This window comes from Nocardia sp. NPDC005825 (assembly GCF_040630175.1).
Taxonomy (GTDB): Bacteria; Actinomycetota; Actinomycetes; order Mycobacteriales; family Mycobacteriaceae; genus Nocardia.
Genome location: NZ_JBEXXC010000003.1, coordinates 448,327 through 462,940 on the forward strand (window position 1 = coordinate 448,327; position 14,614 = coordinate 462,940).

Here is a 14,614-nt window from a genome sequence, read left to right on the forward strand (position 1 = left end):
TTACGAAACCGCCTGGGAGCCCAGGAAATCCAGCAGCAGCTCGGTGTCGTCGCCGTAGTCGACGTGCGCCTTGGATGCGTAGAAGTTGGCCAGGTCGACGCCCTGGCGCGTCATCTCCAGCAGGTTGTTGACGCTGTCCGGATCGCCGAGGCTGATCAGGGTGCGGGCGGACGCGCGCAGGTCACTGCGGATGGCGGAGGTGAAGGGGCCGACCACCGAGCCCGCGAGATCCAGACCCGCCGGGGTGAGGTTCACCAGTTCCGCCGCGGCGGCCAGCGCATTGTCCCGGGCCAGGGCATCGGCGGCGCGGAACAGGCTCTCCTCCACGCGGCCCACATTGGCGGCGATCCGCACGATGTCGATCTGGGTCAGCGCGTCGGCCAGGACACTCGCCGCGGCGGTCCAGCCGGTGGGGTCGACACCGCCCGCCGCCCGGATCACCGAAGCGACCAGCGGCAGGTCCACGCCGGCGGCGGCCTGGACGAGCGGGGCCAGGGCGGCATTCAGGTCACTCGCGATCTGATGCGCGGCGGGGATATTGCCCGCCTCGATCAGGCCCTGCAGACCCGTGAGCTTGGCGAGGATGGCGGGGATGTTCGCCGCGGTCGCCGACCAGCCAGCGCCCACCTTGATCGCCTGCGCGAAGATCGGGCCGGGATCGGTGCCCGGCGGGATCACGGAGGCGATGGCATCGGGGTTGCCGACCACCACCTGGCCGAGCGCCGAAAGGAACGGGGACGCCACGGCATTGAGCGAGCAGTACAGGTCGCCGTCGGCGCACATGGTGCGCACGCGGTCGGTCAGCGCGCCGAAATCCTGGGTCCGGATGCCGGCGATGCCGTGGCCCGGCTGCGGAGTCCCCAGCGGGAGAGCGGTTCTCGGGTCGCGGTGCGGGTCCGCCACCAGGCCGACGCCCAGCACCCGGTCGGGGGTGATCGGGCCCTCGCCATTGCCGATCTCGGTGGCGAAGTCGCCGACGCCGTCGGCGCCCTGGCTGTACCCGGCGAGCATGACGCGTGTCTTCGCGCACAGGCCGCTCACCATCTCGCGCAGTCGGGCTTCGAGGGTGCCCAGCGACTGCGCGTAGGTCAGGCCCTGGTCGAAAGCGCTTGCGGCATAAGGGGCGTAGAGGACGGTGATATCGGATCCGAACTGCCGTTGCAGGCCGTCGCCGATCGGCCGGAGCAGGCCCACGGGGACGGTGGGATCGGCGTCGGGATGGGTCTCCCAGGTGCCCGGCGCGAGAATGGCGGTGTAGCGGGTGCACGGCTCCGCCGCAGGCGTATCCGCCCGCGCCATGCCGATTCCCGGGGTCCCGACCGTGACGGCCGCGGTGACCAAGATCGCCGCGCACGAGGTCGCCAGCCTGCTCATCGTTCCGATTCCTCTGCCGCCGAAGGGGTCCCGTTCCCGAGCCGCGAAGGACAGATCCGCAGCACAGTCATAGCTAATTCTCGCCGCTCGGCGGCGATTTCGCAGGGTTTTCAGACACATCGGCGTTTCAGTTGGTTGGCAATTTCCGCCATGCCGGATCGCTATCAATCACGCGGGCTAATCCGGCCATGCGCGAATCGCCGTTGATCGAATCCCCGGATCGACCGACGCTGAGTCGAACTCGAATCCGACAGGGAGTGAAACGACATGCAGCACAGCACGTTACTGGCCGAAGAAGTCCTCGATCCGCCGCACGCGCCCCCGACCTTCGGGGTCATCTCACTGATCGCCGCCACGGTGACGACCGGGCTGCTGGCGGGCGTGTTCTACGCCTACGCCTGCTCGGTGATGATCGGGCTGGGCAAGTTCGACGACAAGACGTACGTCGAGGTGATGAACAAGATCAATGTGGTGATCGTGAACCCGGTGTTCATGCTCAGCTTCCTCGGCTCGCTGGGCTTCTCGGTGCTGGCCGGGGTGTTCTATCTACGCGCGGACCTGCGCTCGGTGCTGATCTGGGTCGCCGTCGCCGCCGCGCTCAACCTGCTGAGCCTGATCATCACCTCGGGCTTCAACGTGCCCCTGAACAACAACCTGGCCACCGCCACCGACGCCGCCCCCGGCCTCGCCGACTACGCCGCCCTGCGCAAGGACTTCGAAACCCCCTGGCTGACATGGAATATCGTCCGCGCCCTGGCCAATACCGGGGCCCTCACCGCGCTCGCCTGGGCGCTGGTCCAACACGGTCGCCTGACCAAGTAAAACCGGCTCCACCAGGCGATTAGCGCTTGATTGGGATCTCGTTGGTGAGCGGCGCGACCGTTGGGGCACTCCGCTCACACCCACCCCGAGGAAACCCATGAACCTTCGCTCCGCAACCGCCGCCCTGGCCATCGCCGCCGGCGCCACCGTCCTCGCCCTGCCCGCCACCGCGCAGGCCGCGCCCTACACCAACTGCGACGTCGACACCCCGTCGCTCGCCCTGCGCGGTGAGGAGCCGGACGTATTCAACGCCATCAACAACTTGCGAGCCGCCAACGGTCTGAAGCCCGTCACCCACACCACCGTCCTGTCCCGCCCCGCCGAATGGGCCAGCAACGACAGCGCGAACCGCGGCTCCTCCCCCTCCAACCACGTCGACACTCTCGGCCGCGACATCAAGACCCGCTTCCAGCAGTGCGGTGTCCCCGCGAATACCAGCCGCATCGCCGAGATCAACTACTGGGGCTACAACGTCACCCCCGCCAACGCCATGAACTTCTGGGAGCACTCCCCCACCCACCGCGCCATCATTCTCGACAAGAACCTCACCCGTGTCGGCGTCTCCGTCATCTACAAGGACAACCACCAGCACTGGACGGTCACCTTCGCCAGCTGACCCGGCCGCCCGCCGCGGCCGACGAGGCCCGGAACCCCCGCGGTTCCGGGTCCTTCGCGGTTCAGGAGTCCCCGGGGCCACAGGCGGTCCCGTCCTTGTTGCGGTCGAGGTTGTGCCGGTCGCGCTTGCCGTGGACCGGCAGGGCGGCGAGCCCGTGGTCTCGGAGCCAGGCGCAGCGGTCGTGGGTGCGGGGCGGGAAGTTCCACGGCACGCACTGTCCCGGGCTGCCGTAGGCGTGATCGCAGCCGTCGACGGCCTCGGGCACGGCGGCCTTGTCGGCCCGCGCGGCGGGCGGCTGGGCCGGGGCGGCGGGGCGGCGAGCGAACTCGTTCACATGGGGATCGGGTACCTGGGGCTGCGCCGGGACCGGTTCGGCCCTCGAACTGGGCAGGGCGGCGTCCCCGCCGACGCAGACGACCACGGCGAAGACCACGGCCACAAGCATTCCGACGTGTTTCATGGCGATCCTCTCACCCCACGTGCACCCAGTGCGCCACCGAGGGCACACCGGCGGAGTTGGCGACGAAGAGCATGTACCAGCCCGGCGGGGCCAGATTCGGGTTGGTGGTGAGATTGACCTTCGTGCCGGTGGCGTCGACGGTCAGCGGCAGGTCCACATAGCGCTGGTTCGGGTCGGAGGAATGGGTGACCGCGGCGGGCCGGATCAGCGACGCCTTCGCGATCGGGCCGTCCACCGTGATCGACTGCGCGCTGCCGTAGGTCCAGTTCTGCGCGGCCACCGCGGTGATCTGTGGACGCGATCCGTGGAACAGGTACGGCGGCGAGTAGATCGAGACGCGCTTGTCGAAACTGCCGTCACCGGGGTTGTTGCCGACCGCCATCACCCGGCCGTCGGGCAGCAGGAACGCCGAGGAGTGATACGTGCGCGGCACCGGGTCGGTGGCCATGCCGGGGCTGAAGGCATTGGCCGCCGGGTCGAACATCGAGGCCTCGTACACCGGATCGGCGCGATTGTGCAGGCCGCCACCGGTTTCGAAGACCTTGCCGTCGGGCAGCAGCACCGCGGAGAGGTACATCTTCGCGGTCGGCAGCGCCGGTCCGGCTTGATAACCCGGTGTGGCCGCCTTGAGGTCGATGATGTCGGTGAGCGCGTTGGCGTCGACATTGGTGACGATATTTCCGCCGCCGAAGGTGGCCACCCGCTGATCCTGCGCGGGCGGCAGCAACACGCTCATGGACTGATCGCGCTCGTCCTTGTTTCGCAGTCCCGGGATGTCGGTGACGGCGCCGGCGGGATAGTCGTAGATCGACGCGCCCGTACCGGGCAGTCCGCTGCCGAACACGTGACTGCCGGTATAGAACAGGCGGCCGTCCTGCAGCAGCACCATCGACGGATACAGCCCCCAGAAGCGCCAGGTCTGCGCGATCTCCCCCATCCCCAGCCAGCGTTGCTGCGCGACCGAGTAGTACTCGGTGGAGACGGTGCCGCTGGAGTCCTCGCCGAGGCCGCCCAGGGACAGCACGTCGCCGTTGCCGAGCGCGGTGGCCGAGGGATACCAGTGCCCGGCGTTCATGTCGTTGAGCCGGTGATAGCTGTTGTCGGCCGGGTCGAAGACGTAGGCGTCCTTGAGCCCCTCGTAGCCGTGACTGCCGTCCGCCGCCGGGTAGTCCTTGTTGCCGCCCATGACCAGCAGCCGCCCGTCGGGCAACTGCACATGACCCGCGCAGAAGGCGTCGAATGGCGTTGTCACATCGGCGAATTGGCCGGTGGCCGGATCGTAGACGGCGGTCTTGAAGGTGCCCGCGGCGAACGCGGTGGGGTCATTGCCGGAGCCCGAGATCAACAGCACCTTGCCGCCGGGCAGGACCGCGGCGTGGATGCCGCGCACGGTCGCCTCGAAGGCGAGGACCTCCCACGACCCCTGGGTGCAGGCCGCGCCCGCGGTGCAGGTCGGCGGTGGCGTGGCAGGGGTGGCGTCGGACATGCCGTAGTCGTCGGTCACCAGCGTTCCGACGCCGTAGATCGTGACGCCCCAGGTGATTTGATCGGTGTTGGCGGGCACGGCCGGGGTGCGGGCCCCGGCGTTCTGGAATGCGGAGGTCACCGGTAGCGCGGACAGGTCGGTCCAGTACTGCCAGCCCGCTGTGATGTCGTGACGGAACATCGTGATGACGGTGTCGGGAGTGCTGGTCGTGTACCACACCGACAGGTCGTATTGGTGTCCCACAGTGACTTTCGGCGCGCACTGGGCGTTCTCCAGCACCAGCGTCTTGCGGTCACCGCTGGCGATGCGGGCGACGGCGATGGACACCGCCTTCGAACCGCTGTGCGCCTGATCGGTCACGGTGAAGGTGGCATCGTTGTCCCCCCAACCGGATTTCTCCCAGCAGTCCGGAAAGCCGTCCGCGCCAATGGTTTCCATTCCGGCATTGAGCATGAGATTGTCGGCCTGCGCCGACGGCGCGGAGGCGACGACGGTCACCAGCAAGGCCACCGCGAGCATCCAGCGAACGACACTACCCGGGCGAATGCGACTCATCGGCGATCCTTGTCCACATGGCGAATCTCGATGCGGCCCGCGTCGTGGCCGAAAGTCGCCGCGATATTCGAATGGTCGAGCACGTCAGCCGTATTCGGCAGGGTGGTGAGGTTGCCGCGCAGCGTGGGCGTGGACACGATCCAGTCCACGTCGCGCCAGCCGTTCGGCAGCCGGACACCGGGGTCGAGGTCGAGTTTGTAGAACCAGATCGCGCCCAGGCCGGGCGTGAATCCGAGCCGGACCATGTCCAGCCACAGCACATCGTCGACCACGATCACCTGTGAGCCCGGAGCCGGGATGTGCTCCCGCACCCAGACCAGCGCCGCGGCGTACTCGTCATTGACGTGCGAGGTCGTGGCCCGACGCAGGCCGATGTCCCACCGCGGCGCGACCACCGACAGACCCACCGCGACGCACACCGCGGCCACCACCCAGCGCAGCCACCAGGTCGCCGACGGCACCGCGGCCACCCGCACCAGATCGCGCGCCCCGCGGCCGCCGCGGGCGGCCCACCGTCGAGCGGACTCGGAGACCGCCTCGGACAACAGGATTCGCGATCCGGCGTCGACGAGACCGGCCAGCGCCAACGCGAAGAACGGCAGCGCCTGGATCACGTACATCGCGGGCAGATAGCCGCCCGGGCGCAGCGCCATGCCGACCAGCAGCGCGCCCGCCAGCGCCGGTGCGCGCAATCGCCGCACCGCCAGCGCCGCCACCACCGCGATCACACCGGCCACCGGCAGCACCCGGTCGTAGAACAGCCAGGAGCGCACCACTTCTCCGGAGGCGCTGCCGGTCTGCCACATCGCTCCGGAACCGGTGCGCTGGTGCAGCTGGAACAGGACCCCGTCGATCAGCGACACGTGCCCGGCGCCGGGTATCAGCTCCCGCTTGAGCACCGCGTACAGCGGATACAGGCATCCGGTCAGCACCACGCCGGTCAACAGCCCGGCCGCCGAGAACTTCCGGGTGGTGGGATGCGCCGACTGCCACAACGCGAAACCCAACGCGGGCAACACCAGCAGCATCGTCTCCTTGGACAGGATCGCCACCGCCGCGCACACGCCCGCCCCCACGTGGTGCCACAGATGCCGCCGCGGCGACAGCACCAGGGCGAACGCGGCCAGCATCCACCCGACCGCGACATTGTCCAGATAGATCTGCCGGTGCAGGGTCACCGACAGCGGCGAGAGCGCGAACAGCAGCACGGCCAGCGCCGCGGTCCAGGTGGTGAACGACAGCCGCCGCGCGACCACGAAGACCAGCGCCGCGTTGATCAACGCGACGATGACCATCACGATCCGGCCGGTCGCGACCGCGAGCTGGTCCGGCGCCGCCACTTCCGGCAGCCAGGACAGCAGGGCGATCTGCAGCCAGCCGCCCGGCGGATGGTCGTACCAGTAGGTGTAGTGGGTCAGGCCGGTACCGGTGCGCACCGCCCAGGCCTGCGCCAGATAGGTGCCCTCGTCGTCGCTGAGGCTCGGATAGTTGGTGAGATTCCAGCCGTCCACCGTGCCGACGATGACCAGCAGACCCGCCAGCACCCAGTTGTCGGGCCGGATGCGCAGGTGCACAGGGGGATTCGGAGAGACCTCGGCCGCGGGCGCGGGATCGGGAACCAGGGTGAGAGTCATGCCGTGGCCCGCACTTTCGACGCCGGCTCGAGGTGAGCGCCCACATGCTGGGTCAGCTCCCAATCATTGCGGCCGGTGTATTCACGCCACACCGCCCGGGTCGCCGCGGCCGTCAGCATCGCCATGTAGAGCGGCGTTCCGACCACCAGTTTCACGTAGTGCGACCACTTGATCCGCAGCCCGTACTGCTTGCCGAAATCCTGGAGTCCGACGATCTCGAACGCCACGGTGGCCAGGGCCGGAATGATCGGCAGGAAGGTCAGCAACGCCACCCCGACCGGTGCGCGCACCGCGACCGCGATCACCAGTCCGACCGCTGTAGCCACCCCCGAGAACGCCTGCAGGAACGGGCTGGCGAGGGTGTAGCGCGCCAGCGCGCGCTGACTCGCGGTGGGCAGGCGACGCCAGTCGCGCTTGCGATACACCTGCATGAAGCCCTGATTCCAGCGGGTGCGCTGTTTGAACAACGCGTACAGCGAGCCGGGCGTCTCCTCCCGGGTCACCAGCGTCGAGTCGTACGCGACAACGACTTTCGCGCCGCGGGTGGACAGCCGGGCGCCCAGATCGCAATCCTCGGCCAGGCAGTTCTCGTCCCAGCCGTCGACCTCGCGGAGCCGGTCGGTACGGACGAAAACGGTATTGCCGCCCAGGGGTATGAAGCCGTGCCGCGCCTGCAGGTGCAGCCGGCTGCGGAACCAGAAGAAGTACTCGAGGCAATTGCGCAAGGCATACCAGTTGGAATGGAAGTTGATCAGCTGCACACCGCCCTGCACCACATCGGCCGCGGTCGACCGGAAAGCGTGGTCGACGTGGGCGAGCAGGGCCGGATGCACCTGGTCCTCGGCGTCGAAGACACCGACGACGTCGCCGCGGCAGTACGCCAGACCGGTATTGAGCGCCTTCGGTTTGTTCTTCACGGCGTGGGTGTCGACCACCACCGTGACCCGGTTGCTCACGGCCTCCACCTGCCGGGCCACCGCGGTGGTCGCCGGGTCGTCGTGGCCGACCACGACGATGATTTCGTAGGCGTCGTAACCGGATTCGAGAAGTCGTTCGAGCGTGTGGGCCAGCACCGCGTCCTCGTGACGGGCCGGCACCAATAGCGAGAACGATAGCCCGGTCTCCCCATCCGGTGCATGAAAACTGGTGGCCGCCAAGGTTTCCGGCGTCCGCCACGCGTGCAGCATCCACCACAGCGTCGCGGATGCGTTGGCGAAGAGAGCGAATGAGAGCAGCGCAAGAGCCGAATCGAGCAGCACTAGATTCTCCCCAGGGAAAGATCCCGATCAGTTGGGGGCCTCGATGCCACCTCAGACCCCGACTGTCTAGCGGAGCGCCGCCACCCGGTGTTACACCCCCTGTTTCGATGCTCCGAAAAGAGTGTAAACCTCGAAAACCGTTGACGCAGTAGATCATCCGACCAGTCCGGACCAACCCGTCGGTAAGCATCGTGGCACACGCGCAGCACCCGGCGACCGCCACCGCCGACCACCGGGCCCGCGCCGATCCCGAGTCCGGGTCAGCTCCATTTGTCCGCGGGAGACAACAGGCGCGGCGAAGTTGGTCGGCTCACGACAGTGTGTCGCGGGTCACGTTCTCCTTACGGTTATGGCCCTCGCCATAAGACCGCGGTCCGCAGCCCCTCGCGCCCCGCGCGTCCCGCCGAAACAGGAGCTACGCCATGGGATTCACCACACCGGATCTCCCCGATGTCGATCCGGACATCTTTCTACGAGAACCACTGATGGAACGGATGCGCATCCTCGCGCTCGACTGGGCCGAGAACGGCTTCGGATCACCGAAGATGGTGCACACCGTCTACATTCTCAAGCTCGCCGTCCTCTACGCGATCGGCGGCATCACGGTGGCGACGCTGACTTCCGGGCTACCCGCGTTCTGGCACGTGGCGCAGTGGTGGAATCAGCCGATCGTCTACCAGAAGGCCATCCTGTGGACCGTGCTGCTCGAGAGCATCGGCGTCGCCGGATCCTGGGGTCCCCTGGCCGGCAAGGTCAAACCGATGACCGGCGGAATCCTGTTCTGGGCCAGGCCCGGAACCATCCGGCTGCGCCCGTGGAAATGGCTGCCGTTGACCGGCGGCGACCGGCGCACCTGGTTCGACGTCGCGCTCTACATCGCACTGCTGTCGTCCGTCGCGGCGGCTCTGCTCGCCCCTGGCGCGCACAGCGATTCACTGTCGGCGGCCCTGCCCGGCAACACCACCGGCCTGGTGCGCCCGGCCCTGCTCATCGCACCGATCGTGCTGCTGATCCTGAACGGCTTGCGGGACAAGACCATCTTCCTCGGTGCGCGCGGCGAACAGTACCTGCCCGCCCTGGTGTTCTTCGCCGCCCTGCCGTTCGTGGACATGATCATCGCGTTGAAGATGCTGATCGTGGTGGTGTGGGTCGGCGCGGGCTTCTCCAAGTTCGGCAAGCACTTCTCGAATGTGGTGCCGCCCATGGTCAGCAACAGTCCGTCGATGCCGTCGAAGGCGATCAAACGCGCCCATTACCGGGACTTCCCGCAGGACCTGCGACCGTCCCGGACGGCGCATGCCATGGCTCATATCGGCGGCACGACCGTCGAGATCATCGCCCCGCTGGTGCTGCTGGTGTCCACCAACGTGTACCTGACGACGGCCGCGGCGGCGGTCATGGTGATCTTCCACCTGTTCATCACCTCGACGTTCCCGTTGGCGGTCCCGCTCGAGTGGAACATCCTGTTCGCCTACGCCACGGTGTTCCTGTTCCTCGGGTTCCCGAACTGGGACGGATACGCCGTCCCGAACATGTCCTCGCCCTTGCTCACCGCCGTCATCGCGGCCGGGCTGCTGACCTATCCGGTGCTGGGCAACCTGCGCCCGGACAAGGTGTCGTTCCTGCCGTCCATGCGGCAGTACGCGGGCAACTGGGCCTCGGCGGTGTGGACGTTCGCGCCGGGCGCGGAGGCGAAACTGGATCGGGTCACCCGAACGGCCTCGAACCAGATCGACCAGTTCATCGGATTCGGATACGAGCCCCGGTGGGCCGAGATCACGCTGCAGAAGACGGTCGCGTGGCGGACGATGCACAGCCAGGGCCGCGGCCTGTTCTCGGTTCTGCTGAAGAGCCTGCCCGACATCGACTCCCGGATCGTGCGCGAGGGCGAGTTCACCTGTAACTCGTTGATCGGGTTCAACTTCGGCGACGGACACCTGCACGGCGAGGACCTGATCCGGGCGGTACAGCACGAGGCGGGTTTCGAGCCGGGCGAACTCGTGATCGCCTGGGTGGAGTCGGAGGCGTTCGGCAGCGGAATCCAGCGCTACAAGCTCATCGACGCCGCACTCGGGGTTATCGAACGCGGCACCTGGAAGGTCGCCGACGCCGTGGCCGAGCAGCCGTGGCTGCCCAACGGGCCCATCCCGACCCAGGTGACCTGGTCACAGTCTCCGCCGGTCCCCGCTCGGCACTGACACGCGACGAATGACGGCGCCGAACCGCACGCGAGCGGTTCGGCGCCATCGGCCGGTAGCCCGTCCGAGCTACCGGCGGAAATTCTCGATGACAGGCGCCAACTCCGCAGCCTGCGTTATCAGGTCCACATGACCGCCGTCGTGCTGATGGACGCTCGCGTGTGGAAGAAGCCGACGCATGATCCGGGAATTGGCCAGGGGAATGATCGGATCGTCGGATCCCGCGATGATCAGGGTCGGCTGGCGAATCAACGGGAGCGCCGGGAGACTGGTCCAGACCGAGCCCGCGAGCAGCTGGTGCAGGTAGCCGACCCGGGATCCGGCCATCAGTTGGCGATCGAGCAGGTTCCGCACGACATGGGGGTCCTCGCGCGCACTGCCGCCGTAGATCTCGCCGGCGATCCGGGCGGCGTAGTCGTGATCCAGAAATCGGCGCGGTGTCAGCATTCTCAGCAGCACTCGCGGCTTACCGGGAACCATGATCACGCCGGTGCCGGTCGCGACCAGGATCAGTCTGCGGCAACGACGCGGATGCTGGAAGGCGAACTGCTGGGCCAGCGCCCCGCCCCAGGAGAAGCCGAGGATGTCGACCTGGCCGGGGCAGCCGATGGTGCGCAGCAACCGACCGAGCACCGCCGCCAGGTACGGGAATCCGTAGGGCAGTGGCGAATCCGGAGATCCGCCCGTGCCCGGCACGTCGATTCGAACGACCGTGCTCGCCGAATCCAGGTGCGCGACAAGCGGGTCGAGGACCTCCAGGCCGGCGCCGATACCGTTGCACAGCACCAGCGGAACGCCGGTTCCCCAGCGCACGTCGACGCGGATCTGCTGTCCGAGAACAGCGATGAGCCGTTGTTCGCGCGTACCGGGCGGCTGCTGTCCGCCCGGCTGTTCACTGTTCGAGCACATACGTCCCCGGCGCTGCTCCCAGGGGCGGCCATTCGGCACTGCCGAGCACGGTGGGCGCGTCGACCTCCGGGCCGCTGCGCGCGGCGAGCCATTCGGCGTAGTCCGGCCACCACGAACCCTGTTGCGGTGCCAGCGATTCGACCCAATCGTCCGGCTCTGCGCCGTCCGTCGCGCCGACCCGATAGGAGGCCCTGCTGTTTCCCGGCGGATTGACCAGGGCGGCGATATGACCGCTGGTGGACAGGACGAACCGCAGATCGTCGCTGCCGAGCAGTCGCGCGCTGCGATAGCAGGCCTGCCACGGGGAGATGTGATCGGCGATGCCCGCGACCACGTAGGCGTCGACCGCGATCTTCGCCAAATCGACCGGAGTGCCCAGCAGCGTGGCCTGATTCGGCTCGGCCAGGCTGTTGCGCACGCCCATCATGACCAGGTCCCGGTGCAGGGCGGCGGGCATCCGGGTGGTGTCGGCATTCCAGAACAACACGTCGAACGGTTCGGGTCGGCGGCCTTGCAGATAGTTGTTGATCCAGTACCGCCACACCAGATCGGTCGGTCGCAGGAACGCGAAGATCTCGGCGAGCGAACGCCCGTCGAGGTAGCCCTGCCGCGCGGACATCGCGATCGCGGCCTGCGCGGTGTCCTCGTCGAGGGCGGCCGCGGCCAGACCGGCGCGGCGTTGATCGAGGACGGTCACCAGTAGCGTCAGCCCGGCCAGTCGCTCGGCCTGCCCGATCGCGGCCAGGTGGGCGGCGACCATGGCCGCGAGGATGCCGCCGGAGCAGGACGCCTGCACGTGGGTTCGTTCCGAGCCCGTGACCCGTTCGACCACGTCGAGCGCCGTGAGGATGGCCTGACCGTAGTCGTCGAGGCCCCAATCCCGCTGTTCGGCAGTGGGATTGCGCCAGGAGATCGTGAAGACCTGCTGCCCTTGGCGCACCAGGTACTCGATCGTGCTGCGCCCCGGGCCGATATCGAGGATGTAGTACTTATTGATCATCGGCGGCACGATCAACAACGGCGCCGACCGCACCCGCGCGGTCTGCGGCGCGTACTGGATGAGTTCGAACATGGGTGTGCGGACCACCACCTGCCCGGGGGTGAGCGCCAGCGACTCCCCCACCGTGAACGCGTCCCGGGCGACGGTCGACGGCACGCGCGGAGCGGTCGAGATGTCGTCGAGGAAGTGCCGGAAGCCGCGGACCGCGCTCAGCCCGGCGGTGTCCACCAAGGCTTTCCACGCGGGCGGGCTGAAGAGCGGCATATTGCTCGGCGACAGTGCCTCGAGGATATTGTCGATCACGAAGCGCATGCGCTCGGCGTCCCGCCAGTCCAGGTCGGCCTCGGTCAGCAGCGTGTGCGCGGTGTCGTCGGCGGCGAGCCAGGTCTGCATGGCCCGCCGGAACAGCGGATTGGTGTTCCAGGCCGAATCGGCGAATCGCTTGTCCGCCTTGGCCGGTGCGCGATCACTGTCACCGCGGACGATGGCGGCCAGCTCGTCGCCGAGGCCGCCGAGCTGATCCGCGACGAAGCGGGGGCGCTTGGCCAGTTCGCGGGCGAATCTCTTCCACGACCCGTTCGGCAGCATGCTGCGGCCGATGCCGAGCGCGGATCCGATCAACACCAGATCCAGGGGTGCGGTGTGTTCCGCGGAGTGCGGCGAATTGTCTACGACCATCGTTGTTCTCCCGATGTCGGCCTCGGGGCCGACTGTCCAGTTGCCGGGTACGGGTGATCGGTCGCGGCACCCTGTGCCCGCGCCGATCCATAGCCTGCGATCAGCGCTGGTCGTCTGGGCTGTCATTCAGGTATAGAGCGCGCCAACAGGCGCCGCATTGTCTCGCGACGACGAAAAGATCATCGGGAGTTGTAGCGACGCAACGACACGGCCGCGGTTACCGCGGCGGCGGGCGCAGGACGGCCGTCCCGTACCAGTGGCAGACCAGCAACGCCAGCTCGACATCGAGTCGATCGTCCCCGATGGGCCGGCCACGGCGGGCGACCGCGCGGGCGACTCGATATTTGACGGAGTTGAAATGCAGATCCACTTCCGCGGCGGCGGCCTTGTAGCTCGAGCCCGTGCGCAGGAAGGCCCACAGGGTGTCGCGCAGACGCGCGTCGTGCTCGTTGTCACCGGCCAGCTCACCGAGCACCTCGCCCACCCAGGCCCGGGTCGCGGCGAGATCGGCGCTCAGCAGCGCGGCGGTGGCCAGTCCGGGATCGCTCGCCGCGACCACACCGGCGGTGGGCAGTCCGCGAGCCACCGCCACCGCGCGGGCCCGCTGGGCGCCGCCGTGGGAGGACCGGAATCCTTCGAGACCCTGACCGGGAGCACCGACGGCGATGTCCGGACTGCCGGGACGCGCCGCCGCGAACTGCCGGATCTCGGCGACCGGGTCGCCCGGATCGGACCGATAGGCCAGCCAGGCCCAGGCGCTGACCTGATCGGCCGCGACGACCAGCGGACTCGACGCGACGCCGACCGCGTCGGCGAGCTCTCGGATCCAGCGTTGCAAGCGCGGAATCGCGTCACCGTTGGTCTCGGACTCCGGGTACCACAGCACCAGCGCGAGGTGATGCCAGCGCAACGGATATCGGATGGCCTCCGTCACCGCGTCGACGTCGATGCTGGTGCGGCCCTCGAGCACCTCCCGGACCCGGACCGCGCGAATGCTGTTCTGATTCTCCAGCCATCGGGCGCGCTCATCGTCGTAGATGGCAACGACCTGCTCGGTGATCCGGTCGATGTAGTCGAACAGGATCGCGGTGATGTGCTCGACGACGGTGATCCGGTCATCCGCCGGAATGGCCAGCGTGTGCAGTTCGGCGAAGACGAGTTCGGTCATCCGGCGCTGCCCGAGACGATAAGCGCGGATCAAGGCGGCGGCCGGAACCCCCTGTTGAGCAAGCCGTCTGGCGTACTCGACGGCCGCGGGCGGGGCTTGGATCCCCGCGACCGGCAGACTGTAGCGCAAGGCGTTCAGAATGGTCCCGACATTGGACTCGACGCTCGCGCCCAGGAGTTCGCCCGTCCGCGGGTCGCCGCGCAACTCGGCGATATCGCCTTCCAGGAACATGCGGATGGCCACGCTGACATCGGCCACCCGTTCGTTCATCCGCTCGGCGACAGCCGCGACGAAGCGGTCGGCTCCGACGTCGTGGTGACGCATGTTCGTCACACCTCCACCCTAGACGGGCACCCATCGTGCGGGATGTGATTGCCGATCTTCTTGTTCTCCGGAGACAAAGCGCCGGAGGTACTTCATCACCGCGTGACAGCGACGCGCGGGCCGCCGCCCCC

11 protein-coding genes are annotated in these 14,614 nt (G+C 68.1%); 3 read left to right on the top strand and 8 right to left on the bottom strand.

Annotation, left to right across the window (positions count from 1 at the left end; all coding sequences use genetic code 11):
• The gene (locus tag ABZ382_RS10945) at positions 1-1,374 is read right to left on the bottom strand and encodes a cutinase family protein (protein WP_357086763.1); all 1,374 of its coding nucleotides are present in this window, start codon (positions 1,372-1,374) and stop codon (positions 1-3) included.
• Between the two features lie 267 nt (positions 1,375-1,641).
• On the opposite strand from ABZ382_RS10945, the gene ABZ382_RS10950 reads away from it, so the two are divergent.
• Positions 1,642-2,196 (top strand): anthrone oxygenase family protein, encoded by a 555-nt coding sequence (locus tag ABZ382_RS10950; RefSeq protein WP_357086765.1) that lies wholly within the window; start codon positions 1,642-1,644, stop codon positions 2,194-2,196.
• 97 nt (positions 2,197-2,293) lie between these two features.
• Positions 2,294-2,812: a CAP domain-containing protein gene (locus ABZ382_RS10955; RefSeq protein ID WP_357086767.1), complete on the top strand. Its 519-nt coding sequence runs from the start codon at positions 2,294-2,296 to the stop codon at positions 2,810-2,812.
• A 61-nt stretch (positions 2,813-2,873) separates the two neighbouring features.
• On the opposite strand, the gene ABZ382_RS10960 is transcribed toward ABZ382_RS10955, so the two are convergent.
• The 4 genes from ABZ382_RS10960 to ABZ382_RS10975 are packed head-to-tail and all read right to left on the bottom strand — an operon-like array spanning position 2,874 to position 8,206.
• The gene (locus ABZ382_RS10960) at positions 2,874-3,272 is read right to left on the bottom strand and encodes a hypothetical protein (protein WP_357086769.1); all 399 of its coding nucleotides are present in this window, start codon (positions 3,270-3,272) and stop codon (positions 2,874-2,876) included.
• 10 nt (positions 3,273-3,282) lie between these two features.
• On the bottom strand, positions 3,283-5,313 hold the full coding sequence (locus ABZ382_RS10965) for a galactose oxidase-like domain-containing protein (RefSeq protein ID WP_357086771.1): 2,031 nt from the start codon (positions 5,311-5,313) through the stop codon (positions 3,283-3,285).
• Positions 5,310-6,947: a glycosyltransferase family 39 protein gene (locus ABZ382_RS10970; protein WP_357086773.1), complete on the bottom strand. Its 1,638-nt coding sequence runs from the start codon at positions 6,945-6,947 to the stop codon at positions 5,310-5,312. The genes ABZ382_RS10965 and ABZ382_RS10970 overlap by 4 nt, the downstream gene beginning before the upstream one ends.
• On the bottom strand, positions 6,944-8,206 hold the full coding sequence (locus ABZ382_RS10975; RefSeq protein ID WP_357086775.1) for a glycosyltransferase: 1,263 nt from the start codon (positions 8,204-8,206) through the stop codon (positions 6,944-6,946). The genes ABZ382_RS10970 and ABZ382_RS10975 overlap by 4 nt, the downstream gene beginning before the upstream one ends.
• 422 nt (positions 8,207-8,628) lie before the next feature.
• Here ABZ382_RS10975 and ABZ382_RS10980 point away from each other — a divergent pair, with 422 nt between their 5' ends.
• The gene (locus ABZ382_RS10980; protein WP_357086777.1) at positions 8,629-10,404 is read left to right on the top strand and encodes a DUF3556 domain-containing protein; all 1,776 of its coding nucleotides are present in this window, start codon (positions 8,629-8,631) and stop codon (positions 10,402-10,404) included.
• A 69-nt stretch (positions 10,405-10,473) separates the two neighbouring features.
• Here the strand turns inward: ABZ382_RS10980 and ABZ382_RS10985 are convergent, their stop codons facing one another.
• From ABZ382_RS10985 to ABZ382_RS10995, 3 genes are all read right to left on the bottom strand, one after another.
• Complete coding sequence (locus ABZ382_RS10985) at positions 10,474-11,313, bottom strand: alpha/beta fold hydrolase (RefSeq protein ID WP_357086779.1); 840 nt, start codon at positions 11,311-11,313, stop codon at positions 10,474-10,476.
• Positions 11,297-12,991 carry an alpha/beta fold hydrolase gene (locus ABZ382_RS10990; RefSeq protein WP_357086781.1) on the bottom strand — a complete coding sequence of 565 codons (1,695 nt, stop codon included), beginning with the start codon at positions 12,989-12,991 and terminating at the stop codon, positions 11,297-11,299. The genes ABZ382_RS10985 and ABZ382_RS10990 overlap by 17 nt, the downstream gene beginning before the upstream one ends.
• A gap of 217 nt (positions 12,992-13,208) precedes the next feature.
• Positions 13,209-14,483: a helix-turn-helix domain-containing protein gene (locus tag ABZ382_RS10995; protein ID WP_357087330.1), complete on the bottom strand. Its 1,275-nt coding sequence runs from the start codon at positions 14,481-14,483 to the stop codon at positions 13,209-13,211.
• Positions 14,484-14,614: the final 131 nt, after the last annotated feature.

What these genes read in the sequence shown, in the direction of transcription:
- ABZ382_RS10945 (WP_357086763.1), bottom strand. Translation starts at nt 1,374, where the DNA reads ATGAGCAGGCTGGCGACCTCGTGCGCGGCGATCTTGGTCACCGCGGCC.
- ABZ382_RS10950 (WP_357086765.1), top strand. Translation starts at nt 1,642, where the DNA reads ATGCAGCACAGCACGTTACTGGCCGAAGAAGTCCTCGATCCGCCGCAC.
- ABZ382_RS10955 (WP_357086767.1), top strand. Translation starts at nt 2,294, where the DNA reads ATGAACCTTCGCTCCGCAACCGCCGCCCTGGCCATCGCCGCCGGCGCC.
- ABZ382_RS10960 (WP_357086769.1), bottom strand. Translation starts at nt 3,272, where the DNA reads ATGAAACACGTCGGAATGCTTGTGGCCGTGGTCTTCGCCGTGGTCGTC.
- ABZ382_RS10965 (WP_357086771.1), bottom strand. Translation starts at nt 5,313, where the DNA reads ATGAGTCGCATTCGCCCGGGTAGTGTCGTTCGCTGGATGCTCGCGGTG.
- ABZ382_RS10970 (WP_357086773.1), bottom strand. Translation starts at nt 6,947, where the DNA reads ATGACTCTCACCCTGGTTCCCGATCCCGCGCCCGCGGCCGAGGTCTCT.
- ABZ382_RS10980 (WP_357086777.1), top strand. Translation starts at nt 8,629, where the DNA reads ATGGGATTCACCACACCGGATCTCCCCGATGTCGATCCGGACATCTTT.
- ABZ382_RS10985 (WP_357086779.1), bottom strand. Translation starts at nt 11,313, where the DNA reads ATGTGCTCGAACAGTGAACAGCCGGGCGGACAGCAGCCGCCCGGTACG.
- ABZ382_RS10990 (WP_357086781.1), bottom strand. Translation starts at nt 12,991, where the DNA reads ATGGTCGTAGACAATTCGCCGCACTCCGCGGAACACACCGCACCCCTG.
- ABZ382_RS10995 (WP_357087330.1), bottom strand. Translation starts at nt 14,483, where the DNA reads ATGCGTCACCACGACGTCGGAGCCGACCGCTTCGTCGCGGCTGTCGCC.